The sequence below is a fragment of the Pseudomonas sp. GOM6 genome, assembly GCF_029537485.1.
In the GTDB taxonomy this organism is placed as follows: domain Bacteria; phylum Pseudomonadota; class Gammaproteobacteria; order Pseudomonadales; family Pseudomonadaceae; genus Aquipseudomonas.
The window spans coordinates 1-21556 of sequence record NZ_JARPUS010000008.1 but is presented as its reverse complement, the minus strand read 5'-3'; the positions used below and the strand labels follow the sequence as shown (position 1 = coordinate 21556).

General features: G+C 63.4%; 18 protein-coding genes, 1 pseudogene and 1 riboswitch. Of the genes and pseudogenes, 15 read left to right on the top strand and 4 right to left on the bottom strand.

Features of this window, described 5'->3' with window-relative positions:
* Window positions 1–28: 28 nt before the first annotated feature.
* The 4 genes from P7A97_RS11175 (at window position 29) to P7A97_RS11160 (ending at window position 3927) form a co-directional block, all read left to right on the top strand.
* Window positions 29–352 (top strand): hypothetical protein, encoded by a 324-nt coding sequence (locus tag P7A97_RS11175; protein WP_277690021.1) that lies wholly within the window; start codon window positions 29–31, stop codon window positions 350–352.
* A gap of 64 nt (window positions 353–416) precedes the next feature.
* Window positions 417–1712 (top strand): OprD family porin, encoded by a 1296-nt coding sequence (locus P7A97_RS11170; protein WP_277690020.1) that lies wholly within the window; start codon window positions 417–419, stop codon window positions 1710–1712.
* A 120-nt stretch (window positions 1713–1832) separates the two neighbouring features.
* Complete coding sequence (locus tag P7A97_RS11165; RefSeq protein ID WP_277690019.1) at window positions 1833–2594, top strand: transporter substrate-binding domain-containing protein; 762 nt, start codon at window positions 1833–1835, stop codon at window positions 2592–2594.
* 70 nt (window positions 2595–2664) lie between these two features.
* Entirely contained in the window at window positions 2665–3927 is a 1263-nt protein-coding gene (locus tag P7A97_RS11160) for a cyanophycinase (protein ID WP_277690018.1), read from the top strand.
* A 179-nt stretch (window positions 3928–4106) separates the two neighbouring features.
* Here P7A97_RS11160 and P7A97_RS11155 read toward each other — a convergent pair whose 3' ends face one another.
* On the bottom strand, window positions 4107–5483 hold the full coding sequence (locus P7A97_RS11155; RefSeq protein ID WP_277690017.1) for an L-serine ammonia-lyase: 1377 nt from the start codon (window positions 5481–5483) through the stop codon (window positions 4107–4109).
* Window positions 5484–5631: 148 nt separating this feature from the next.
* Window positions 5632–5867: riboswitch (cobalamin riboswitch) on the top strand.
* Window positions 5868–6015: 148 nt separating this feature from the next.
* Here P7A97_RS11155 and cobO point away from each other — a divergent pair.
* Complete coding sequence (gene cobO, locus P7A97_RS11150; RefSeq protein ID WP_277690016.1) at window positions 6016–6624, top strand: cob(I)yrinic acid a,c-diamide adenosyltransferase; 609 nt, start codon at window positions 6016–6018, stop codon at window positions 6622–6624.
* Window positions 6625–6681: 57 nt separating this feature from the next.
* Here the strand turns inward: cobO and P7A97_RS11145 are convergent, their stop codons facing one another.
* Window positions 6682–6813, bottom strand: coding sequence for a hypothetical protein (locus P7A97_RS11145; RefSeq protein ID WP_277690015.1), 132 nt, complete (start codon window positions 6811–6813; stop codon window positions 6682–6684).
* A gap of 185 nt (window positions 6814–6998) precedes the next feature.
* Window positions 6999–9272, bottom strand: coding sequence for a cytochrome c3 family protein (locus tag P7A97_RS11140; RefSeq protein ID WP_277690198.1), 2274 nt, complete (start codon window positions 9270–9272; stop codon window positions 6999–7001).
* Window positions 9273–9584: 312 nt separating this feature from the next.
* Between P7A97_RS11140 and P7A97_RS11135 the strand changes: the two genes are divergently transcribed.
* Genes P7A97_RS11135 through P7A97_RS11105 form a run of 7 tightly spaced genes read left to right on the top strand, consistent with a single transcriptional unit; the run spans window position 9585 to window position 16944 of the window.
* Window positions 9585–10559, top strand: a complete 975-nt coding sequence (locus P7A97_RS11135) for a MoxR family ATPase (RefSeq protein WP_277690014.1) — start codon at window positions 9585–9587, stop codon at window positions 10557–10559.
* A 10-nt stretch (window positions 10560–10569) separates the two neighbouring features.
* Window positions 10570–11517: a DUF58 domain-containing protein gene (locus tag P7A97_RS11130; RefSeq protein ID WP_277690013.1), complete on the top strand. Its 948-nt coding sequence runs from the start codon at window positions 10570–10572 to the stop codon at window positions 11515–11517.
* On the top strand, window positions 11514–12020 hold the full coding sequence (locus P7A97_RS11125) for a DUF4381 domain-containing protein (RefSeq protein ID WP_277690012.1): 507 nt from the start codon (window positions 11514–11516) through the stop codon (window positions 12018–12020). Before P7A97_RS11130 ends, P7A97_RS11125 begins: the two co-directional genes overlap by 4 nt.
* A complete protein-coding gene (locus P7A97_RS11120; protein WP_277690011.1) occupies window positions 12007–13008 on the top strand; it encodes a VWA domain-containing protein in 1002 nt (333 codons plus the stop codon). The genes P7A97_RS11125 and P7A97_RS11120 overlap by 14 nt, the downstream gene beginning before the upstream one ends.
* The gene (locus P7A97_RS11115) at window positions 13008–14597 is read left to right on the top strand and encodes a VWA domain-containing protein (protein WP_277690010.1); all 1590 of its coding nucleotides are present in this window, start codon (window positions 13008–13010) and stop codon (window positions 14595–14597) included. Before P7A97_RS11120 ends, P7A97_RS11115 begins: the two co-directional genes overlap by 1 nt.
* Entirely contained in the window at window positions 14594–15949 is a 1356-nt protein-coding gene (locus P7A97_RS11110) for a hypothetical protein (RefSeq protein ID WP_277690009.1), read from the top strand. The genes P7A97_RS11115 and P7A97_RS11110 overlap by 4 nt, the downstream gene beginning before the upstream one ends.
* Complete coding sequence (locus P7A97_RS11105; RefSeq protein ID WP_277690008.1) at window positions 15946–16944, top strand: HAD family hydrolase; 999 nt, start codon at window positions 15946–15948, stop codon at window positions 16942–16944. Before P7A97_RS11110 ends, P7A97_RS11105 begins: the two co-directional genes overlap by 4 nt.
* Before the next feature lie 78 nt (window positions 16945–17022).
* Here P7A97_RS11105 and P7A97_RS11100 read toward each other — a convergent pair whose 3' ends face one another.
* Entirely contained in the window at window positions 17023–18948 is a 1926-nt protein-coding gene (locus tag P7A97_RS11100; protein WP_277690007.1) for a DUF389 domain-containing protein, read from the bottom strand.
* Window positions 18949–19668: 720 nt separating this feature from the next.
* Here P7A97_RS11100 and P7A97_RS11095 point away from each other — a divergent pair.
* The 3 genes and pseudogenes from P7A97_RS11095 to P7A97_RS11085 form a co-directional block, all read left to right on the top strand.
* Window positions 19669–20994, top strand: coding sequence for a HipA domain-containing protein (locus P7A97_RS11095; RefSeq protein ID WP_277690006.1), 1326 nt, complete (start codon window positions 19669–19671; stop codon window positions 20992–20994).
* Window positions 20995–21261 carry a helix-turn-helix transcriptional regulator gene (locus P7A97_RS11090; protein ID WP_003459718.1) on the top strand — a complete coding sequence of 89 codons (267 nt, stop codon included), beginning with the start codon at window positions 20995–20997 and terminating at the stop codon, window positions 21259–21261.
* Between the two features lie 48 nt (window positions 21262–21309).
* A pseudogene (locus P7A97_RS11085) lies at window positions 21310–21556 on the top strand (inositol monophosphatase); the annotation flags it as partial.

Here is a 21556-nt window from a genome sequence, read left to right as displayed (position 1 = left end):
CCGCGAAAGGTGAAACGTGAGTCTGCCCATGCAACTGAACAACCTCGAACGCTTTGCCCTGGACAAGCTGCTGCAGGAGCTGCCGCCCGCGGCGCCTGGGCTGATCGGCGAGGGTGCCCGAGTACTCGAACGGGTGGAGACGCCCGCCGGTTTCTTCGCCGTGATCGATCTGCAGCGTGACCTGCGTGACGTTGGCGGCCTGGCCGAGCGGGAGTGGAAGTTCAAGCTCAAGCGCCAGAAAAGCGCTGGCTATTTCGTCTGCTGGCCGGAGGGCAATTCACGCTTGTGCCTGGAGGCGGTGATCAACAAGGGCTCACGCCCGGCGGTGTTCGCACCGGAACTCTTTGTCTGACGGGGTCGGCAAAACCAGAGGTCCGGTCACGGGCCTCCCAACAACACTAAAAACGGAGTGAAGCATGAACGTTGTAAAACTGAGTTGTCTTGCACTGGCGGTGGCGGCCGCCAGCAGCCAGCTGGCCATGGCCGGGCAGGCCGATGCCAAGGGCTTTATCGAGGACAGCGAGCTCAATCTGCTCAACCGCAACTACTACTTGAACCGTGACTTCAAGAACCGTCCCGGCCGCCAGAGCTACCGCGAGGAGTGGGCGCACGGCGTCATGGCCGAGTACAACTCGGGCTTCACCACCGGCCCGGTGGGTATCGGTGCCGATGCCTACGGCTACATGGGGATCAAGCTGGACAGTGGTCGCGGTCGCACCGGTACCGGCCTGCTGCCGATCAGCGACGAAGGGCGTCCGCAGGATGAGTACGGCGAGGCCGGTGGCGCGGTGAAACTGCGCGTTTCCGAGTCCGTGCTGAAATACGGTGAGATGCGTACCGAAGCGCCGGTATTCGCCACCGCTCATAGCCGCCTGTTGCCGGAAACCGCGACCGGCTTCCACGTCACCAGTGGCGAGATCGAGGGTCTGTCCCTGGAGGCGGGGCATTTCACCGCCTACAACGACCGTAACTCGACCAATAGCGACGACGATCTGGTGCTCAACTACGGCAGCGGCGAGATCGGCAAGACCATCGACTTCGCCGGTGGCTGGTACAGCGTCAACGACGACCTGAGCCTGGGCCTGTATGCCTCCCAGTTCGACGAGACCTGGAACCAGTACTACGGCAACCTCAACTACAACCTGGCCATTACTGAAGGTCAGAGCCTGAACTTCGACTTCAACCTGTACCGCACCAAGGATACCGGTGATGCGCTGCAGGGCGAGATCGACAACACCACCTGGAGCCTGGCGGCTACCTATGGTCTGGGCTCGCACAGCTTCCTGGTGGCCTACCAGGCGGTCGATGGCGATACCCCGTTCGACTATGTCGGCGGCGACTCCATCTTCCTTGCCAACGCCATGCAGTTCTCCGACTTCAACGCCCCCAACGAGAAGTCCTGGCGCATCGGCTACACCTACGACTGGTCGGAAATGGGCGTGCCGGGCCTGACCACCAAGGTCACCTACGTCAAGGGTACCGACATCGACGGTACCGATGCCGACGTCAATGGCGGCTACGTCGACTACTACGGCGCCGACGGCGAGCACAGCGAAACCGACATCGACATCAAGTACGTGGTTCAGGAAGGCCCGGCCAAGGATCTGTCGATCCGTCTGCGCCAGGCGTTCCACTACGCCAACGATGACCAGGGCGAGGGCGACCTGCACGAGTTCCGGGTGATCGTCGATTACCCGCTGAGCATCCTCTAAATGGGTGGCGGCCCCCGTCCTCATGCGCGGGGGCCGACCTTCTTTTTTCAAGGCTTTTTTGATTGCTCCTTTGGCCTTGAGGCGCCGGCCCGGCGCCTTTTTTCTTCCCGGGAGTGGGATATGAAAGCGAGTGTCCTGCTGTTGGCCATGCTGATGGCCGCTTCCGTCCAGGCGCAGACGTTACGCATCGCCATGGAAGGACAATTTCCCCCGTTCGAAGAGGTCGACCAGAACGGCCAGCTTCGCGGTTTCAACGTCGATATCGCCGCGGCGCTCTGCGCCCAGATGAAGGCCGACTGCGAGTTGCAGCGCTTTGCCTGGGATGACCTGCTGCCGGCACTGCAGCAACAACGGACCGACCTGATCCTGGCGTCCATGTCGATCACCGAAGAGCGCCTGCAACAGGTGGACTTCACCCAGAAATACGCCCAGACCCCGGCGTTCTTCTTCGCCCGCAAGGGCAGTGTCAACGAGGTCATCATCACCCCGCTGCGTTTGCAGGGGAAACGCGTTGGCGTGCAACGCGGCACCACCTACGACCGTTTTCTGACCGCGCGCTACGAGCGCTACCTGCCGGTGCTGCGCTTCGACAGCGCCGCCGACACCTACCAGGCGCTGCTCGAGGGCGAGGTCGATCTGGTGCTGGACGATGCCGTATCCGGCTATTTCGGCTTCCTGCAGACGGAGCGCGGCACCGGCTTCGAGCGCGTCGGCAATGCCGTCGTCGCGCCCAAATTCTTTGGCAAAGGTCAGGGCATCGCCGTGCGCAAGGGTGATGAGGCGCTGCGTGCGCGGCTTGACCAGGCACTGGTGGCCATTCTCGACAACGGCGTGTATCGCCGTATCGAGCGCCAGTACTTCCGCCGCTTCAGCGTCTACTGACCCAGGTTTCGCAGTACCCGTAGTAAACATCCACAACGACGCTGCCACTGGCAGCCACGGAGAACTGAAGATGAAACTGAGCAAGCTGTGTCGCCATGCCGTTCTGGTCATGGCACTGATCCCCGGTTTGGGGCATGCGGCCGGAGCGCTGTTGCTGGTCGGTGGCGGGCTCAAGGACGACAATGCCGCGATTTACCAACGCTTCATTCAGCTGGCCGGCGGTAGCGGCCAGGCCAAGATCGGTGTGATCACCGCCGCCTCCATTCCCGAAAGCCAGGACCCGGATGCCGGCACCGCGGATGCGGCCAACTCCAAGGCCAACGGCCTGTACTACGCCAATCTGCTGAAGACCTACGGTGCGGTGAAGGCCGAGTGGATTCCCATCGACCTCGATAACATCGCCAACAACAGCAACTCGACCGTGATCAACCAGATCAACGGCATGACCGGTTTCTTCTTCGGTGGTGGTGACCAGTCGCGCCTGGTGCAAACCCTGCAGACCGCCAGTCGTGGCGACAGCCCGGCGCTGGCGGCGATTCGCAGCAAGTACAACGCCGGCGCCGTGCTGGCCGGTACCAGCGCGGGCACCGCGATCATGGTCGACGGGCCGATGGTCACCGGTGGTGAGAGCTACGAGGCGCTGCGCTACGGGCCGTACACCTCGCCTTCCGGCGATGACCTGTCCTATGACCCTCAGGGCGGCTTCGGTTTCTTCAACTATGGCCTGCTCGATACGCACTTCAGCGAGCGTGGCCGTCAGGGCCGCATCGTGCGCCTGGCCGACTACACCAACACCGCGTTCGCCTTCGGCGTGGACGAGAACACCGGCCTGCTGGTGCAGAACAATCCCAGTCTTGGCCAGGTGGAAATGGAAGTGCTCGGCACCGGTGGCGTGTTCGTCTTCGACCTGCGCAACACCGAACTGGGCAGCGGCAGCAGCTGGGCGCTGTATGACGTGCTGGCCAGCTACCTGACCACTGGCGACAAGTATCGCCCGCAGACCGGTCAGTTCGTGATCGGCGCCGGCAAGACCAGCCTGCGTGGCCGCGAGTACTACAGCAGCGCCATGACCGCCACCGGCGACATCTTCAGCAGCCCCAACAACAGCGGTGCCAACGGCCGTCGCAAACCGCGCGAGTTCGTGACCGTGAGCACCGACCTGTTCGACAGCCGCTCCACCAGCACCCTCGGTCGCACCTACGAGCGCAACCCGCGCTATCGCGTCGACATGGTCAAGAGCACCCAGTTCGACAGCCATGGCTACCAGGGCACCGTCGGCGGCAAGAGCCTGATTTCCTACCTGCGCCTGCTGGTGGATTTCGGCCCGAACTGAGTCGGGGGCTGATGCGCTTCTGAGTGGTGCCAATCGCGGCTGAAGCCGCTCCCACAAATGCCCCTGTGGGAGCGGCTTTAGCCGCGATTGGGGCTGCGCCTCGCTAACCAGCGGGATGCCGCCCAGCGGAGTGCCGCCCAACCTTGCCTGCAAGCCATGAGCAGGTTATCGAGCAGGCATCAGCACTCGATGATATTCACCGCCAGGCCACCCCTGGCGGTTTCCTTGTACTTGCTCTTCATGTCTGCACCGGTCTCGCGCATGGTGCGGATCACCCGGTCCAGCGAGATGAAGTGCTGGCCGTCGCCGCGCAGGGCCATGCGTGCGGCGTTGATCGCCTTAACCGAACCCATCGCGTTGCGCTCGATGCACGGCACCTGCACCAGGCCGCCGACCGGGTCGCAGGTCAGGCCGAGGTTGTGCTCCATGCCGATTTCGGCAGCGTTTTCTACCTGTTGGATGCTGCCGCCGAGCACTTCGCACAGGGCGCCGGCCGCCATGGAACAGGCCACGCCAACCTCGCCCTGGCAGCCGACTTCGGCGCCGGAGATCGAGGCGTTCTCCTTATAAAGGATGCCGATGGCGGCGGCGGTGAGCAGGAAGTTGACCACGCCCTCATCCGTGGCTCCGGGGACGAAGCGCCGGTAGTAGTGCAGCACCGCCGGCACGATGCCGGCCGCGCCGTTGGTCGGTGCGGTGACCACGCGGCCGCCGCTGGCGTTTTCCTCGTTGACCGCCAGGGCATAGAGGTTGACCCAGTCCATCACCGTCAGCGGGTCGCGCAGGCTGGCCTCGGGGTTCTGGCTCAGTTGCTGGCGCAGGGCGGCGGCGCGGCGCTTGACCTTCAGTCCACCGGGCATGATGCCTTCGTTGCGGCAGCCGGCGCTGACGCAGTCCTGCATCACCTGCCAGATGTTCAGCAGGCCGGCACGGGTCTCGGCTTCCGGGCGCCAGGCCGCTTCATTGGCCAGCATCAGTTGGCTGATCGACAGTCCGTGTTCGGCGCATTGGCTGAGCAGCTGCTTGGCGGTTTTGAACGGGTAGGTCAGCGGCGTTTGGTCCTCGACGATGCGGTCGGCCCCGGCCGCCTCCTCATCGACCACGAAGCCGCCGCCCACCGAGTAGTACTCGCGCGAGCGGATCTGCAGGCCGGCGGCATCGAAGGCGCGAAAGACCATGCCGTTGGGGTGGTAGTCCAGCGGCTTGCGGATCATCGCCAGGTGTTCCTTCTCGACGAAGCGGATCGGCCGGTCGCCGCCCAGCTTCAGCTCGCCGGCGGCGCGCATGGCGGCCAGGCGGGCGTCGATGGTCGAGGTGTCGATCGTATCCGGTTGCTCGCCTTCCAGGCCCAGCAGCACCGCCTTGTCGCTGCCGTGGCCCTTGCCGGTGGCGCCCAGCGAACCATACAGCTCGACCTTGAGGCTGGCGGTGGTGTCGAGCAGTCCTTCGCGGCGCAGGCCCTCGACGAAACGCGCGGCGGCGCGCATCGGTCCGACCGTATGCGAGCTGGACGGACCGATGCCGATCTTGAACAGGTCGAAAACGCTAAGGGCCATGCCGAACTCCTGTGACTGAATGGTCAAGAGCTTACACCCGAGGCGTGCTGTTTGACGGTCAGCCAAGCGACCCGCAATTACCACAGTTCGCCGTGGTGCAGGCCGCCGGCTGGCCGGGCGAATTGCCGCCGCCGCCCTTAACCGCTACCCTGCGCGGCATCGAACAGGTGCCCCGGGCGCGTTCCGCGCGAGGGGTGAAACGGGAAGTCCGGTGACCGCTTGGCCCAAGGCCATGCGCATTCCGGCGCAGCCCCCGCTGCTGTAGAGCCTGACACCATCGCGACATGCCACTGGGAAACCGGGAAGGCGCGATAAGGAGCCTATGAATAGGCCCCGGGTGGATGACGGCGAGCCAGAAGACCGGCCTGAGCGAGAAGTAGGTGCGTACCCCGGGGTGTGGGTCATGCCGATGCTGTTGCCTGTCCTCTAGGCAGTCATTGTTCAGTCGTCGCCATGCGGGCCGGCCATATGCTGCGCCTGCCACTCCCTTGCCGTGCGCGCCATCCAGCTACCCGGGCAGGAGAGTCGTGCCGTGATCGACGAAGACAAGAAGCGCAGCCACAACCAACGCATGCAGCGCAAGAAAGCCGTGGTGGACGCCGGCATCGAACGCGCCCAGCAGGAGCGCGGCATCCTCCTGCTGATCACCGGCAACGGCAAGGGCAAGAGCACCTCGGCCTTCGGCACCCTGTACCGTGCCCTCGGCTACGGCCATCGTGCCGGCGTGGTGCAGTTCATCAAGGGCACCCAGGCCTCCGGCGAGATCACCTTCCTGCACCAGCACGCACCGCAGGTGCAGTACCACGCGATGGCTACCGGCTTCACCTGGAACACCCAGGACTGGGACAAGGACAAGGCTGCCGCCGACGAGGCCTGGGCCCACGCCGTGCGCATGCTCGCCGACCCGGCGCTGAACCTGGTGGTGCTTGATGAGCTGACCTACATGCTCAAGTACAACTACCTCGACCTGCAGGTCGTGCTGGAGGCGCTGCGTAATCGCCCGCCCATGCAGACAGTGATCGTCACCGGCCGCGCGGCCAAGCCCGAGCTGGTCGAGCTGGCCGATACGGTGAGCGAGATCCGCGACATCAAACATGCCTTCAAGGCCGGGATAAAAGCCCAGGCGGGTATCGACTACTGATGGGTCTGGCGACGCCGCTGATTCTGCGCCTGGCAGTGGCGCAGTTGGGTCAGGTGCTCAGCGGAAAATGTCGTTGAGGGTAACCGCCATGTGCGGTGGGCTGTGTGGGGCGTGCTCCTGGCTGACGATCAGGCCCCCGAGCAGGCACATGCCGAGAAACAGGGCAGGCAGGGTGAGATAGCGAAGCATCGCTTGGCTCCTTCCTCACCAGGGGTGAGGGACAGACTGTTGTTGTTCTTGGTCTGTCCAGAATGGCGCCAAGCGCGTGCTGTGCGTTTACCCTAGCGCGCCATTGGTTTGCCAATTCACGCCAAGCTACGTCCGTTGGTCCGGCATTAGGGGCTGTTGACGTCGCGGCGAAACGTCAACAGACCTTATGGGATTTTGATGGTGCCCAGCCCCAGCTGTTGCTTGGCCTGAGCCAGGCGGGGATCGTCGGGTGCCACCTGCTGCATGCGCACCACATAGGGCAGCGCCTGGTTGCGCTGGCCCTGGCTGCCGTGCAGATAGATCATCGCGTAGAGCAAGTCGGCATCGTCAGGCGCCTGTTCCAGACCGGCCTCCAGGGCGAGGCGCGCCGGCTCTGGCTGCTTCAGCTGCAACAGCAGCAGACCCTGGTTGTAGCGGATGCGCGGGTTCTGCGGCAGCGCTTCGGCCGCCTCGCCCAGCCACTTCGCCCCTTCTTCGGCCTGGCCGTGCTCGACCAGCAGCAGGGCCAGCATGTAGGCCAGGTTGCCGCGGTCGGCTTCCGGCATGTTGTCCAGCGCCACGCCCTCGCGCAGGGCCTGCTCGGCCTCTTTCGGACGCAGGATGTTGTTGGCCAGGGTCACCAGGTTCATCCGTGCCGGGATGAAGTAGGGGTCGAGCTTGAGGGCCTGGCGATACTGCTCCATCGCCTCCAGCTGCTTGCCTTGGCGCTCCAGCAGTACGGCCAGGTTGAGGCGATTGCCGGGCAGGTCGGCATTGCCGCGCAGACGCTTTTCATAGTCGGCCATTTGCGCGTCGAACTCGGCGCGGCGCTCCTCCGGCAGTGCGATGCGCGGGATGCCGGCCAGGGCGCGCAAGGCTTCGTCGCGCACGGCGCGGTTGGGGTCGTCGAGCAGCGGCAGCAGCTCCTTGACCCGTGCCACTGGCGGCAGATCGACGAAGCCGCTGGCGGCATAGGCGCGCACCAGCGGACTTTCGTCCTGCAGGGCCTGGCGCAGGGTGGGCAGGGCCGGTTCCCCGAGGCTGGTCAGTTGTTCGGCAGCCGTGGCACGGACGATGGCCGGCTTGCCGAGGTCCTTGATCAGATCGCCCAGCAGCTGGATAGAGTCGGCGCTGCCCTGGCGCACGGCATGGAAGGATTCGCCGTAGTGCGGTGGGCGCGCGGGTGTGCCGAACCAGCCCCCGATGGCTTTGGCCGCCCACGCCGGCTGCTGGTCGGTGTGGCAGCTGGTGCAGGCGTCCGGGCTGTCATCTTTCACCGCCAGATCCGGGCGCGGGATGCGCATGCTGTGATCGCGGCGCGGGTCGACCACCATGTAGGTCTTCTCCGGCATGTGGCAGCTCACGCACTGGGCGCCAGGTGTGCCGGGGGCGTGATGATGGTGCTCCGGGCTGTCGTAGTTCTTCGCTTGCAGGCTGGGGAAGCGCTCCTTGGGTGGCTGCTCCTGGTGGCACTTCAGGCACAGGCCGTTGCCTTCGATCTTGACCTGGGTGCTGTGCGGGTCGTGGCAGTCGGTGCAGGTCACGCCGGCCTGGTACATCTTGCTCTGGGTGAATGAGCCGTAGACGTACACCTCGCCATCGATCTGCCCATCCGGGTGGTACAGGTCGGGGCGCAGGGTGGCGGGCAGCACGCTGTCGAGCAGCGGATGCCCCTGCTGTTGACCAACCCCCGTGGTTTGCCGGCGACTGTGGCAGAAGGCGCATTGCTCGATCAGGCCTTTACCGCCGAGGGCCTTGAAGTCCACGGCCAGGCCGATGTCCTTGGCCGATGCGTAGGGTTTGTCGTGCTTCTTCTGCGCCCAGTCGACGTGGGCCTGGCTCGGGCCGTGGCAGGCCTGGCAGCCAACGTTCTGCTCATGCCAGGTGGTGGCGAAGGTATCGCTCTGGTCGTTGTAGTGCTTCTGCAGGTTGGTCGAGTGGCAGTCGGCGCACATGGCGTTCCAGTTCTGGTAGCGCCCGGTCCAGTGCAGCGGGTCGTTGGGGGCGAAGCGCTGGCCCGGATAGAGCGAGAACCAGCGCTGGCCGCCGGCGGCCTTGGGGCGGCTGTCCCAGGCGATGGTCAGGGCCTGCAGGCGGCCGCCCGGCAGCGCCACCAGGTATTGCTGCAGCGGGTCGTAACCGAAGGTGTAGAGCACCTGAAAATCGGCGGGCTTACCGTCCTCGCCTTCGGTGTTGACGAAGAACTGCTCGCCCTTGCGGAAGAAGCGCGCCTTGACTCCGGCTTCATCGAACTGCGCGTTGGCGAAGTTGCCCAGTATGTTTTCCGCCGTGGCCTCGCGCATGGCCCAGTCATGGTCGGAGTCCTTCCAGGCCTTGGCCTGCTCGGTGTGGCAGCCCAGGCAGCTGGCGGCGGGAGCATAGCCTGCCGCGTCTTGGGCAAGTTGGGGGGGCTGGCTGGAGTCGGCCTGTGCGGTCAGGCAGGGCAGGGCGGTGAGCATGAGGCAGATGAGCAGGCGATGCAGAGGCAAGGGCTGTTCCTTAGCGAGTTCAGGCTGCCGGGCTGGGCTGAGTCCAGCGTGGTCAAAAAACAGGACGGCAGTTCGACATGGGGGACTGTGCCCAGATAAGAACACAGGCGAGTGAGTGCTGGCCATGCGTCATGTAGCAATCAGCGGGTACCTCATGGTCTAGGCTACTGGCGGAATGCTGAATGGTTCTTTCGGGGGACTACGAGGTCAGCCTATTTGGCTAGGCTGTTGCCCCCGCCTGAGAACATGATTGCCGCCACGACAGTGAGAGAAGGACATCCGATGAGTGCTCGCGACGACATCCTTGCCCTGCAATCCAGCATCGGTCGTTCCGTGCTCGGCCAGGACGCCGTGGTGCGCCAGGTGCTGCTTGGTTTGTTGGCCAATGGTCATGTGCTGCTGGAGAGCCTGCCCGGCCTGGCCAAGACCCGTACGGTCAAGGCCCTGGCCCAGCATCTGGAAGCGCGCATGAGCCGCATCCAGTTCACCCCGGATTTATTGCCCTCGGACATCACCGGCGCGGAGATCCTGCAGCAGGTCGAGGGGCGCAATCAGATCCAGTTCCAGCCCGGCCCGCTGTTCGGCAACATCATCCTCGCCGACGAGATCAACCGCGCCCCAGCCAAGGTCCAGGCCGCGCTGCTGGAGGCCATGGAAGAGCGGCAGATCACCGTGGCCGGCAGCAGCCACAAGATGGACAAGCTGTTCATGGTCCTGGCCACGCAGAACCCCATCGAGCAGGAAGGCACCTACCCGTTGCCCGAGGCGCAGATGGACCGCTTCCTGATGAAGGTGCAGCTCGATTATCCCAAGGCCGAGGACGAGACCCAGGTGCTGCGCCTGTTGCGCGAGGAAGAGCAGCAAAGCGTGCACGGCCATGCAGACGAACTGCGTCTGAGCCAGGAGGTGGTGTTCGCCGCCCGCAGCGAAATCACCCGCGTGCATGTAGCGCCGGCTATCGACCGCTACCTGATCGACCTGATCAACGCCACCCGCTACCCGGCCGACTATGACGAGGATCTGTCCCGCTGGATTCAGGTCGGCGCCAGCCCACGTGGTGGCATCAGCCTGGATCGTGTGGCCCGTGCGCATGCCTGGCTGGAAGGCAACGACTTCGTCTCGCCGGATGATGTACGCGCCGTGCTGCACCCGGTGCTGCGCCATCGCCTGCTGCTGTCCTACGACGCGGTGGCCGACGGGGTAACGTCTGATCAGGTGCTCGACCGCCTGCTCGACAAGGTGGCGATCCCGGCCTGAGGAGTCGCTCATGCAGCAGTCAGTCACGGCCGACGGATTTGTCTACGCCTCCCTGGCGCAGTTGATGCAGCTGGAGCACCGCGTGCTGGGGCTGAGCTTCCAGGGCCGCCAGCCGCGCGCCAGCATCCTCTCCGGCAACCACGCCTCGCGTCTGCGCGGGCGCGGCCTGAACTTCGACGAGCTACGCCACTACAACCCCGGTGACGACCTGCGCCACCTCGACTGGCGTGCCAGCCAGCGTTACGGCAAGCCCTTCGTGCGCAGCTACACCGAGGAGCGTGATCGCCCGGTGCTGATCCTGGTCGACCAGCGCATGAACATGTTTTTCGGCTCGCAGCGCAGCTTCAAGTCCGTCACTGCCGCCGAGTTGGCCGCGTTGTCGGCGTGGATGGCTTTCCACGGCGGCGACCGGGTCGGTGGCCTGGTGTTCAACGACAGCCGCATCGAGCGCATCACCCCCATTCGCAGCCGCAGCCGGGTAGAGGCCCTGTGCGCGTCCATCGTCCGGCAGAACCAGGCGCTCAATGCCGACCTGCCCGACGCGGAGAACGAGCCGCAGCTTGATCGCGCCCTGCAGAGCTGCCTGGCGATGGCCGGGCACGACCATCTGATCTGCCTGATCAGCGACTTCGCCGGCGCCGGGCCGCGCACCCTGCAGCTGTTGCGCCAGCTGTCCGCGCATAACGATGTGATTGCCATGCAGGTGTATGACCCACTGGCGCTGAATGTGCCGGCGCGGGGGCGGATCATGGTCACCCAGGGCGAGCTGCAGGTGGAGCTTCAAGTCGAGCGGCGCCAGGTGCACCAGCCGCTGGGCGACTATCTCCAGGGGCGTCTCAAGGAGGTTGCCACCCTGCTACGGCGCAGCCAGGTGCCGCTGATGATGATCAGCACCGGCGAACCCACCCATGAACAGCTGCGCAGCGAGCTGGGCCGGGCGAGTGGGGGGCGACGATGAGCACGGACAAGGCGCCGAGCCTCGATCAACTCAAGGAACTGGCCCTGCCACCGCCGCCGGTCAGCTACTGGCCGCAGACCTGGGGTTGCCTGGTGCTGGCCATCGTCCTGCTATTGGCCCTGGCTGCCTGGGGCGCCTGGCGCTGGTGGTGCTGGCGTCGCGACCGTTACCGGCGCGAAGCCATCGCCCGCCTGGCCGAGCTGGAGCTAGCCATCGGCGATGAGCAGCAGCGCGTGCCGGCGCTGCGCGAGTTGCCCGAATTGCTCAAGCGCGTGGCCCTGTCGATGCCGGATCGGCCGTCAGTCGCCACCCTCACAGGCCATGCCTGGCAGGCCTTTCTGCAACAACGCAGCAAGGTGCCGTTGCCCGAGGACTTCAGCCGCAGCCTGGCCACCCTGGCCTATGCCCCGGCACCGCAACTGGCCGCGATCCCCGCCCAGCAGCTGGAGGCGCTGCTGGCCCACTCACGGCGCTGGATCGAGACTCATCATGTGGCAGTTTGACTACCCCTGGGCCCTGCTGCTGTTGCCGCTGGCGCTGCTGGGCCTGCGCTACCTGAGCCCCTATCGCGAGGCGCGCAGCGCCGTACGGGTGCCGTTCTTCGCCGCCATGAGCCGTGCCGCCGGGCAGACACCGGCCGCCTCCGGCGCCGGTGGCAATGCCTGGCAGCTGGCGCTCAACCTGCTGGTGTGGGCGCTGCTGGTGGTGGCCTGTGCGCGGCCGGTGCTGGTGGAGAAGCCCATCGAGCGCGAGCAACCGGTGCGCGACCTGATGCTGGCCATCGATATCTCCCAGTCGATGGAGACCGCCGACTACAGCAATACCGCCGGCCAGCGGGTGGATCGCCTGAGTGCGGTGAAGGAGGTGGTGCAGGGCTTCATCGATCAGCGCCAAGACGATCGCCTGGGCCTGATCGTGTTTGGCAGCGGCGCCTACCCGCAGGCGCCGTTGACCCTCGATCACGCCAGCCTGCAGCTGCTGCTCGACGAAATCGCCAGCGGCATGGCCGGGCCGAACACCGCCATCGGCGATGCCATCGGCCTGACCATCAAGCTGCTGGACCAGGCCGAGGAGCGGGATAAGGTGCTGATCTTGCTCACCGACGGCAACGACACCGGCAGCGCCATCACCCCCGAACACGCGGCGCAGATGGCGGCGGACAAGGGCATCGTGGTGCACACCGTCGGCATCGGCGACCCGGCCGCCACTGGCGAGGCCAAGGTCGACCTGAGCATCCTGCAATCGATCTCTCGCATCACCGGTGGGCAGTTCTTCCGCGCCGACGACCGTGAGGCCTTGGCCGAGGTCTACGCCACTCTGGATCACATCACCCCGCACAAGGTGCACAAGCTCAGTCACCAGCCCAAGCGCGACCTGTTCTGGTGGCCGCTCGGCGCGGCGCTGCTGGCGTTGGCTCTGTACCAGGTGCTGGCTGCGCTGCGTGCTCGCCTGGCCCGAGCGGCCGTGCCCAAGTCAGTGCAGGAGGCCTGATGGAGATCGATCTCGCCGCCTTCCATTTCCTGCGCCCGCTCTGGTTGCTGCTGGTGTTGCTGGGCATCGCCCTGCCGTTCGCCTGGAGCCGCGCGCGGCAGTCTGCCCTGCGCAGTGCGCCGATTGCGCCACACTTGCTCAAGCACCTGCTCATGACGCCCAGCGACCTGCATCGCCTGCGCCCGATTCACCTGCTGGCGGCGTTGCTGATCCTCGGCGGTGTGGCCGCCGCCGGGCCGACCTGGCAGCAGGATCGCCCGGAGTTCCTGGAGAACCGCGCGCCGCTGATCCTGGCAGTCGACCTGTCGTCGTCGATGGACGCCAATGACGTGCCGCCGTCGCGCCTGGAAGCGGTCAAGCACAAGTTGCACGACCTGATCGAGCGCCGCGCTGGCGCCAAGACCGGCTTGATTGCCTACGCCGGCACGGCGCATCTGGTGCTGCCGGCGACCCAGGACCCGCAGCTGCTCGACACCTTCCTCCAGGCCCTGAGCGCCGGGATGATCGATGCTCCTGGCAAGGATGTGCTCGGGGTCATCGAACAGGCCAAGCGCCTGCTGGCCGCCGAAGAGTCGCCGGGTACTTTGCTGATGCTGACCGATGGCGCCGACACCGGGCAGCTGGAACAGGTGAGTGAGAGTCTCAAGGGCAGCAAGCTGCAAGTGCTGTTACTGGCGGTCGGCCAGGAGGATGTCGGCGCGCTGCGCGATGCCGAGGGTATGCCGCGCCTGGATGCCAGTGGCCGGGCGGTGCTGGGCAGTTTCGATGCCGACGCCCTGAAGCAGCTGGCCAGCGCCGCCGATGCACCGCTGGGCAGCCTGACCCTGGATGACGACGATCTCGAGTGGGTCGAACTGCATGCCCAGCGTCATCTGCAGGCAGCCAGCGGCGACGAGCAGGAGATCCACTGGAAGGACGCCGGCTACTGGTTGTGCTGGCCGCTGCTGCTGATCGCCTTCTTCTGCGTGCGCCGTGGCTGGAGTGTCAACTGGCTGCCCGGCCTGCTGCTGGCCTGCGGCCTGAGTCTACCGGGCACTTCTGCCCAGGCCGGCGCGCTGGCCGATGCCTTCTTTACCCCGGATCAGCAGGGCCGCTGGGCCTTCGAGCATGGCCACTACCCGCAGGCTGCCGAGCATTTTCACGACCCCTACTGGAAGGGGCTGGCCGCCTATCGCGCCGCCGATTACCAGGCCGCTCTGGTCAGTTTCGCTCGTGTCGACTCGGCGCAGGGCTATTTCTACCTGGGCAACAGCTATGCCCACCTGCTCAAGTACCCCGCCGCCATCGCTGCCTACCGGCAGGCGCTAAAGCTGCAACCGCAATTCCCAGAGGCCGAGGCCAACCTGGCCCTGGCCATCGCCCTGCAGAAGGACTTCGAGGAACAGCAGGAAGTGGCGCCGCAGATGGAGCCGGACAAGATCGAGTTCGACAAGGACCCCGGCAAGGGCAAGGAAGGCCAGATGGATGCCCAGAAGGCCGCCTCCGATGCCCTCTGGCTGCAGAACCTGACCACCTCGCCGGCCAAGTTCCTGCAGCAGAAGTTCCGTATCCAGAGCGCCCGCCAGCAGGGCGCGGGTGAGCAGCCATGAAGCGCCTGTTGCTGATCCTCCTGCTTGGCCTGCAAGCGCTGCTGGCCGTGGCCGAACCCAAGGTGCTGGTGGAGGCACAACTGGTGCCGGAGGGCAAAGCGCTGGTCGGCGCTACCGTCAATCTGCAAGTGGATGTGCTGACTGACACCTGGTTCACCGCGGCGCCACAACTGCCCAAGCTGGATCTGCCGGGCGCCCAGGTCATGCCAGCCAGCAGCGAGGCCAATCACCTGACAGTAGCGCGTGATGGCACCACCTTCTTCGGCCTGCGCTTCAGCTACCAGATCACCCCGAACGAGGCGCGGCAGTTCCAGATTCCCGCGCTGTCGATCCAGACCGTACCGGGGCAGGGCAGCGGTCCGGTGACGGTGCAGACGGCGCCGCTGGATTTCGTCGCCAGTCAGCCCGAAGGTATCGCTGCCGGCCAGCAGGTGCTCATGGCCAGGAGTCTGACATTCAGCCAACAGATCGAGCCCTCGCACACGCCGCTGCGGGTCGGCGATAGCCTGGTGCGGCGGCTCGTCATTGAGGCCCAAGGTGCGCAGGCCATGCGCATCCCCGCGCCGCCGTTCGATGAGGTTGAGGGCCTGCAGCGCTATGTGAAGACACCCAAGGTTGAATCACTGGGTGATGGCCGTGGCAGTGCCAGTGGCGGGCGCCGGGTGGATGAGGTCAGCTATGTCGTCGATCAGGCCGGTGACTATCAGCTGCCGGCCATCGAGCTGCAGTGGTGGGATCTGACGACCAACCAGATGCGTACGGCGACAGTGCCGGCTGAGGACTTTGAAGCCAGCGCCAAGCAGGCCTACCAGGCGCCTTTTTCGATTGCCGAAGACCTGCAGGCGCTGGGCCAGAGTGCGCGCATCCATATCGCCCAGCATTGGCTGCTGCTGGCTGCGCTACTGGTGCTTGGCGGGTTGGTCACCTATTGGGTCCTACCCTGGTGGCGGCGTGCTCTGCTGGCCTGGGGTGCCTGGCACAGCCAACGCCAGCAGGCCTATCGGCAGTCTGCGGACTTTGCCTGGCAGCAGGTGGCGCAACAGCTGCGCGCTCAGCCCCTGCAGCTGGGTGCGCTCTATCTCTGGGGACGGCGCAGCATGCGGGTAAACACCCTGAGCGCGCTGGCCGGGAAAGTTTCCGAGCCCGCCGGCCAGGGTTTGCTAGCCTTTCTCAAGTCCTGCTACGGACCGTTAGCCAAGCCTGCGCAGGCCGTTACGACGTTGCAGCAGGCGTTGCCTGAATTGAGGAAAAACGCATTACGACAGCAACCCGCAGCCGTGTCCCGGCACGGACTCTTGCCCATGAATCCCCGCCAGCCTGTGGTGGGCTCTACTGACAGGGAAGACCGATGAACAGAAGCTCTCACCCCCTCATCACCTGGCGCTGGCTGCTGTCGCTGTTGGTTGCTGTGCCGCTGTTGGTCAGCGCGGCCGATACGCTGCCGTCCTGGAAGGACGGACCGTCCAAGCAGGCCATCACCCAGTTCGTCGCTACGGTCACCGAGGAGGGATCCAAGGATTACGTCGCGCCAGCCGAGCGTATCGCCGTGTTCGACAACGACGGCACCCTGTGGAGCGAGCAGCCCATGTATTTCCAGGTGCTGTTCGCCTTCGATGAGGTCAAGCGCCTGGCGCCCGAACATCCCGAGTGGAAAACTACCCAGCCGTTTCAGGCCCTGCTCGAAGGTGACAAGGAAACCCTGGCTGCCAGCGGCATGGACGGGCTGATGAAGATCGTCGGTGCCACCCACACCGGCATCAGCACCAAGGAATTCTCGGCCCGGGCCGAAGCCTGGCTGGCCAAGGCCAAGCATCCCAAGAGCGGCAAGCCGTTCACCGAGATGGTCTTCCAGCCGATGCTGGAGCTGCTCGACTATCTGCGCGCCAACGGCTTCAAGACCTACATCGTCTCCGGTGGGGAGGTGGCGTTCATGCGCACTTTTGCCGAGGAGGTCTATGGCATTCCGCCGGAGCAGGTGATCGGCACCACCTTCGTCACCGAACTGCAGGACCAGGACGGCAAGCTGTCGATCCTGCGCCAGCCCAAGCTGCTGCATAACGACGACGGCCCGGGCAAGCCAGTGAGTATCGACCAGGTCATCGGCCGCCGGCCGATCCTGGCTTTCGGCAACTCCGATGGCGACCTGCAGATGCTGCAGTGGACGGCCGCCGGTGACGGCAAGCGTTTCATGGGCCTGGTGCATCACACCGACGCCGAGCGCGAATGGGCCTACGACCGCGAGTCCAAGGTCGGCAAATTGGACAAGGCGCTGGAGGCGGCCAAGCAAGGCAACTGGACGGTGGTGGACATGGCCAAGGAGTGGCAGCGCATCTATCCGTTCGAATAGTGAACGATGGAGTTTGTCTGGTGTGGCCATTGCGGCGAGTAATAACGCCGCAAGCCGGCTGACTGGAGAGTCTTACCCTTAAAGACTGATACGCGGCGTCAGTTCTAGCTCAATCGGCTGTTCCAGTTCGTGCTCCAGTTGAGCTTTAAGGCGTTTCATTTGACTGTAGGTAACGCCACTACGCGACAGCACATCGGCATGCAGCACAATCCGCTCGCCCTTCAGGCTGACTTGCACATTGCTCAAACTGATTTCTTTACCGTCGAGAATAAAGACCTGTCCGGCGGCCAGTTTTTCGATCTGCCAATGCTTGGTGATTTCGACAAACGACACGGTCAGTGGAATCGCCACCAGCACCAACAACACCACCGACACACTCAAGCCGCGGCGCGCACGCTGAAATGGCGCATAGCCCAGGAACAAGAAGGTCAGGGCGGCGGCCAGCGCAATACCCACCAGGTTGGTCAGAAACAGCAGCATAGAGCCGCTGAACACATGCCAATCGAGCCAGCCTAAACCAATCCCCGAGACGCACAGCGGCGGCACCAAGGCCACGGCAATCGCCACGCCTGACACGCTTTTGGCAACATCTTCACGCACGTTGGCGTAAGCCCCGGCAATGCCCGAGGCAATCGCTACGCCCAAGTCGAGCAGGTTGGGTTGCAAGCGCCCCGCAATCTCGTTGGTGATACGTTCAATCGGCACCAATAAAGCCACCATGGCGGCGGTGCCCATGGCGAGGCACATACCGATGCCAATGGTTTTTAGCGATTGCTCCAGCATGCCGCGATCACCGCGCAATAGGCCCATCGCCAGGGAGATAATCGGCGCCATCAATGGGGCGAGCACCATGGCGCCGATAATCACCGCCGGGCTGGAAAGGAATAACCCCAAGCTGGCCACGATGGCGCTCAGTACCATCAAGGTCAGGAAGGTGCTGTGCGGCCGCGCCATGTCTCGCAGGATGACAAACAGGTCGCGGAACTCTTCTTCCAGCGCGTGGGTAAACAGCGGCAGTTGCGTCTCGATCATTTTCAGCCGCTCTTCGTTACGCGGCAGCTGCTCGGTACGGTGCACCTCCTTGCTATCGCCACGGCCGAAATACCCCTCGCTGACATTCATCAGCAGCGCCTTGGCGTGCAATTTCAGCTCAATGCGCTTGGCTTCGCGGGGCTTGCCGTCGATGAAATAGGCCAAGGGTGCGTCGCTTTCCAGGGTCAGCTCAGGGCAACGGATAAAGTTCACCGCGCGCGGTAACCTAGCCAGCGGTTGCTCGCCCTGAAAAATCCCCCGCAGCAAAAAGCCCAGGTATTCACCGACAGACTTAGGCGCAATCACCAGGGTAGAAATCAGCCCATCCTGCACTTCCAGGCGAGTTCCCATCAGCCGCGCCGCGGGGCCGCGAATATCGTTTTCAATCACCACCAAACCGGTAATAGCGGTGTGCAGAGCATTTTCTCGGGTGGTGGTCAGGTATACCGGAAAGGGTTTGATCTGGAAGAGGTTCAGCACGCTTATCCAAATCAAGGCTAAGCGATACAGCCACTGCTCAATCAGCGAGTGGCCGCGGTTCTGAAACGTCTTACTACGGCCATCCAAAAACGGCGTTTCCCCCACCATCATCAGACCTAAGGTGGTTTCGCCGTTACAGCGCAGCACGTCAACCTTTTGCGGCTGGTCCGAGCAAGCCAGGGCGATGGCTTCGTCCGCATTGCGCGGCAGGTTAAACCACTCGTGCAGATGGGTTTGCTTTTCGCGCGGTACCACGCCCAGTACACATCCTAAGCGCTCGGCGATGTCCAAATAAGCGGGCAACTGCTCATCGGTGAGCACGGCGAGCAAGTGTTGCTGCTCGCCCATAAAATCGGCAGGCGACTGCACAAAGCGGCTCTCGGCCACCTCAGTCAAGGCAATCGCATTATCGCTAGCATAACGGCGTAGCGCCTCCAGCCGACCGCACTCTTCATTGCCAACCACCAGCAATGCTTGTGTTATGTGCCCCATGCTACCCCCGAGCTAATAGTGGTCGTTAGGGTGCCTAGCCGCGCAGAGACTGACAAGGTTCGAGTCAGTGCGTGGCGTGGCTGACGAGACGTCCTTCGAAACCCATGCGTTCCAGCGCCATGTTAGCGGCCTGACTGATGCAGTCGATGCGAGGGATCCGGCCTGTTGGGAAGGCGTACTGGTATTCCAAAAAATAACCATCTGCATGCTTGGAATACCATTTGGAATACCGTTTTTCGCGGATCCAGCTGGAAGCTATCGGATCGTGATAACGCCGAGAGCCGCTTATTTACTGAGTTTCAGGCACAAAAAAAGACGTCCGAGGACGTCTTTAGATGGTTGTTTGGTGGAGCCGGGGGGATTTGAATCCATAGACACAAATACCCGGCTCAAATCAGCGTTTCAGGCACTTGGCCTCGGAAAACTGATTTGTAGGATTTCACTCAGTCGTTCAGCAGTATAGGAACCTTGAGCCTTCCGTCAAGAGCGCATCCAAATAGACCCAGTGTAAGTGTTGCCAGTTGGGCAGTTTGGCTGGGCGCGGGTTCAAATCCTTGCTGGGGAGTTGAACACGGGCAGCGCCCTCCGAAGCGGGAGCTAGTTCCTGAGATTGAGGCACTTTAATGCCTTATTCTGTGGGTAAGATGGTTTTTTAGGCATTAAATTGCCTTTTTGTGCGTATGCGTCTACTGTTTGGGCATTAAAGTGCCGGTGACTGATATGCACAATCTTACGCTGCAGGTTTATAGGGATGGCCAGTGGCGCAATGCCATGGAGCTCCGTTTCGAGCAGCCCGAGGAAGGGCTGGAGGGTGCTTGTGCTTATGGCTACCACCAGGGCTATCTGGTTGACTCCTTGGAGTCTGTAGGCACTCGGCTGAATGTGGCTGTCAGTGCAGCTTACCCTCTCGGATGGGATTCTTGGCGAGATAAGAAGGCGCCGGCGTTTCTCTTCGACATCCTGCCATCAGGTGCAGCAAGACGCTTTCTACTGAAGCGTTTGGGCGGCGAGCGGCCCGAGGGTCTCAATCTTGATCTCTACCTTCTTGGGCGATGCACACCTGCGCCAATTGGCAATCTGCGTATCAAGGAGTCTATCGAGGCGATTGCGGGCAGTCCGGTGTTGGGTTTCACACGCGATGAGGTTATTAGCCGGGACTCGCGATTCCTTGAGTACGCGTATGAGCAGGGCGCAGCCATTGGCGGGGCGACAGGAGCTGGTGGTGAGGCCCCAAAACTGTTGCTGACTGAAGATCGGCACGGCGCCTTACATCCAGATGCCGTGCTGCCAGATGCAGACGCCGTCCAGCATTGGTTTGTGAAGTTCGCGCGTAACAAAGCCAGTCAGACCGATCAGGACATCCTGCGCAGCGAGTATTGCTTCTATCGTGCCGTCCAGCAGCTCGGAATGGACACGGTTGCAGCTGAAGGGCTGGCATTGGAGGAGGGCAGTAAGCCCAGTCTCTGGATGCATCGCTTTGATCGGGAGATTAGCCCCGCAGGGGTTGGCCGAACTGCCGTTGAGTCCATGTACTCGCTATGCGGCGTAACCGAGGCTGGCAGTTACATGCTGCACACGCAAGTACTGGGGAAGCTGGTCGCGCTATGGCGAGCTGTTGGGCAGGAACAGCAGGTCGGTGATCTGGTGTTTGAATACATGCGGCGTGATCTGCTGAATCAGATCCTCGGAAATTCAGACAACCATGGCCGTAACACCGCGATTCTCCGGTCCGAGCAGGGGGTTCGGTTGGCGCCAATCTACGACCTGGCTCCTATGGTCATGGACGAGGAGGGTGTTACGCGTACGACGAAGTGGCCAAAGCACATCGAGCTTGCAGGAGAGGTCAACTGGAGAGCGGCCTGTGATGAGGTTGCAGAGTGGATTGATGCCGATGAACTGTTCCAACGATTGCAATTGGCAGCTCAGGACTTGCTCGCGCTACCTGACTTGCTGAGTGCACAAGGGCTTCCCGATTCAACCATGAGTCACCCGCGTATAGCCCTGAGAAATCTCCAGCAGCGGATGCTTCAGTGGGGGTTGGTCTAAATGGACATTCTTGAGCGCAATCGCATTTTGAATGAGCTGCAGCAGCAGTTGGCTAGCGGCGAGATCACGATTGGAGGAGCAGTGCGACGCCTGCGCAAGGAAGTGACTGGCTTGCAGCAGGCCAGATTTGCACAGATGTGCAAACTGTCATTGCGTGCCTTGCGACAGCTTGAACTGGATGAGAGCAACCCGACGGTTCAGACGTTGAACAGTGTGTTTAATCCCTTTGGCATGCAGGTCGGCATTGTGCCGAAGACTCCGCGTTGAGCGGCTGCATGCTGGTTCTTGAGGCTGGATGAGCGCTGGAGAAAGCAAATGGATTATTCATCGGTGCTCTCCGGGGTCATCCAGGCGGTCACTAGGGCTGGCGAGCTTCTAGTCGCAGAGTGGCAGCGTCCTGAGGGACCTCGTGGTGCAGGTGATAAAGCGGATGTTGATGTAGAAATCGAGGCTCTATTGCGGCCTTGCCTGCTTGACCTATTGGATGGGGATTTCTGGGGCGAGGAAACAGGATATTCGCTGACCGGTGCCCCGTTCTGCTGGGTGGTCGATCCTAACGATG

What these genes read in the sequence shown, in the direction of transcription:
- P7A97_RS11175 (WP_277690021.1), top strand. Translation starts at nt 29, where the DNA reads ATGCAACTGAACAACCTCGAACGCTTTGCCCTGGACAAGCTGCTGCAG.
- P7A97_RS11170 (WP_277690020.1), top strand. Translation starts at nt 417, where the DNA reads ATGAACGTTGTAAAACTGAGTTGTCTTGCACTGGCGGTGGCGGCCGCC.
- P7A97_RS11165 (WP_277690019.1), top strand. Translation starts at nt 1,833, where the DNA reads ATGAAAGCGAGTGTCCTGCTGTTGGCCATGCTGATGGCCGCTTCCGTC.
- P7A97_RS11160 (WP_277690018.1), top strand. Translation starts at nt 2,665, where the DNA reads ATGAAACTGAGCAAGCTGTGTCGCCATGCCGTTCTGGTCATGGCACTG.
- P7A97_RS11155 (WP_277690017.1), bottom strand. Translation starts at nt 5,483, where the DNA reads ATGGCCCTTAGCGTTTTCGACCTGTTCAAGATCGGCATCGGTCCGTCC.
- P7A97_RS11145 (WP_277690015.1), bottom strand. Translation starts at nt 6,813, where the DNA reads ATGCTTCGCTATCTCACCCTGCCTGCCCTGTTTCTCGGCATGTGCCTG.
- P7A97_RS11140 (WP_277690198.1), bottom strand. Translation starts at nt 9,272, where the DNA reads ATGCTCACCGCCCTGCCCTGCCTGACCGCACAGGCCGACTCCAGCCAG.
- P7A97_RS11135 (WP_277690014.1), top strand. Translation starts at nt 9,585, where the DNA reads ATGAGTGCTCGCGACGACATCCTTGCCCTGCAATCCAGCATCGGTCGT.
- P7A97_RS11130 (WP_277690013.1), top strand. Translation starts at nt 10,570, where the DNA reads ATGCAGCAGTCAGTCACGGCCGACGGATTTGTCTACGCCTCCCTGGCG.
- P7A97_RS11125 (WP_277690012.1), top strand. Translation starts at nt 11,514, where the DNA reads ATGAGCACGGACAAGGCGCCGAGCCTCGATCAACTCAAGGAACTGGCC.
- P7A97_RS11120 (WP_277690011.1), top strand. Translation starts at nt 12,007, where the DNA reads ATGTGGCAGTTTGACTACCCCTGGGCCCTGCTGCTGTTGCCGCTGGCG.
- P7A97_RS11115 (WP_277690010.1), top strand. Translation starts at nt 13,008, where the DNA reads ATGGAGATCGATCTCGCCGCCTTCCATTTCCTGCGCCCGCTCTGGTTG.
- P7A97_RS11110 (WP_277690009.1), top strand. Translation starts at nt 14,594, where the DNA reads ATGAAGCGCCTGTTGCTGATCCTCCTGCTTGGCCTGCAAGCGCTGCTG.
- P7A97_RS11105 (WP_277690008.1), top strand. Translation starts at nt 15,946, where the DNA reads ATGAACAGAAGCTCTCACCCCCTCATCACCTGGCGCTGGCTGCTGTCG.
- P7A97_RS11100 (WP_277690007.1), bottom strand. Translation starts at nt 18,948, where the DNA reads ATGGGGCACATAACACAAGCATTGCTGGTGGTTGGCAATGAAGAGTGC.
- P7A97_RS11095 (WP_277690006.1), top strand. Translation starts at nt 19,669, where the DNA reads ATGCACAATCTTACGCTGCAGGTTTATAGGGATGGCCAGTGGCGCAAT.
- P7A97_RS11090 (WP_003459718.1), top strand. Translation starts at nt 20,995, where the DNA reads ATGGACATTCTTGAGCGCAATCGCATTTTGAATGAGCTGCAGCAGCAG.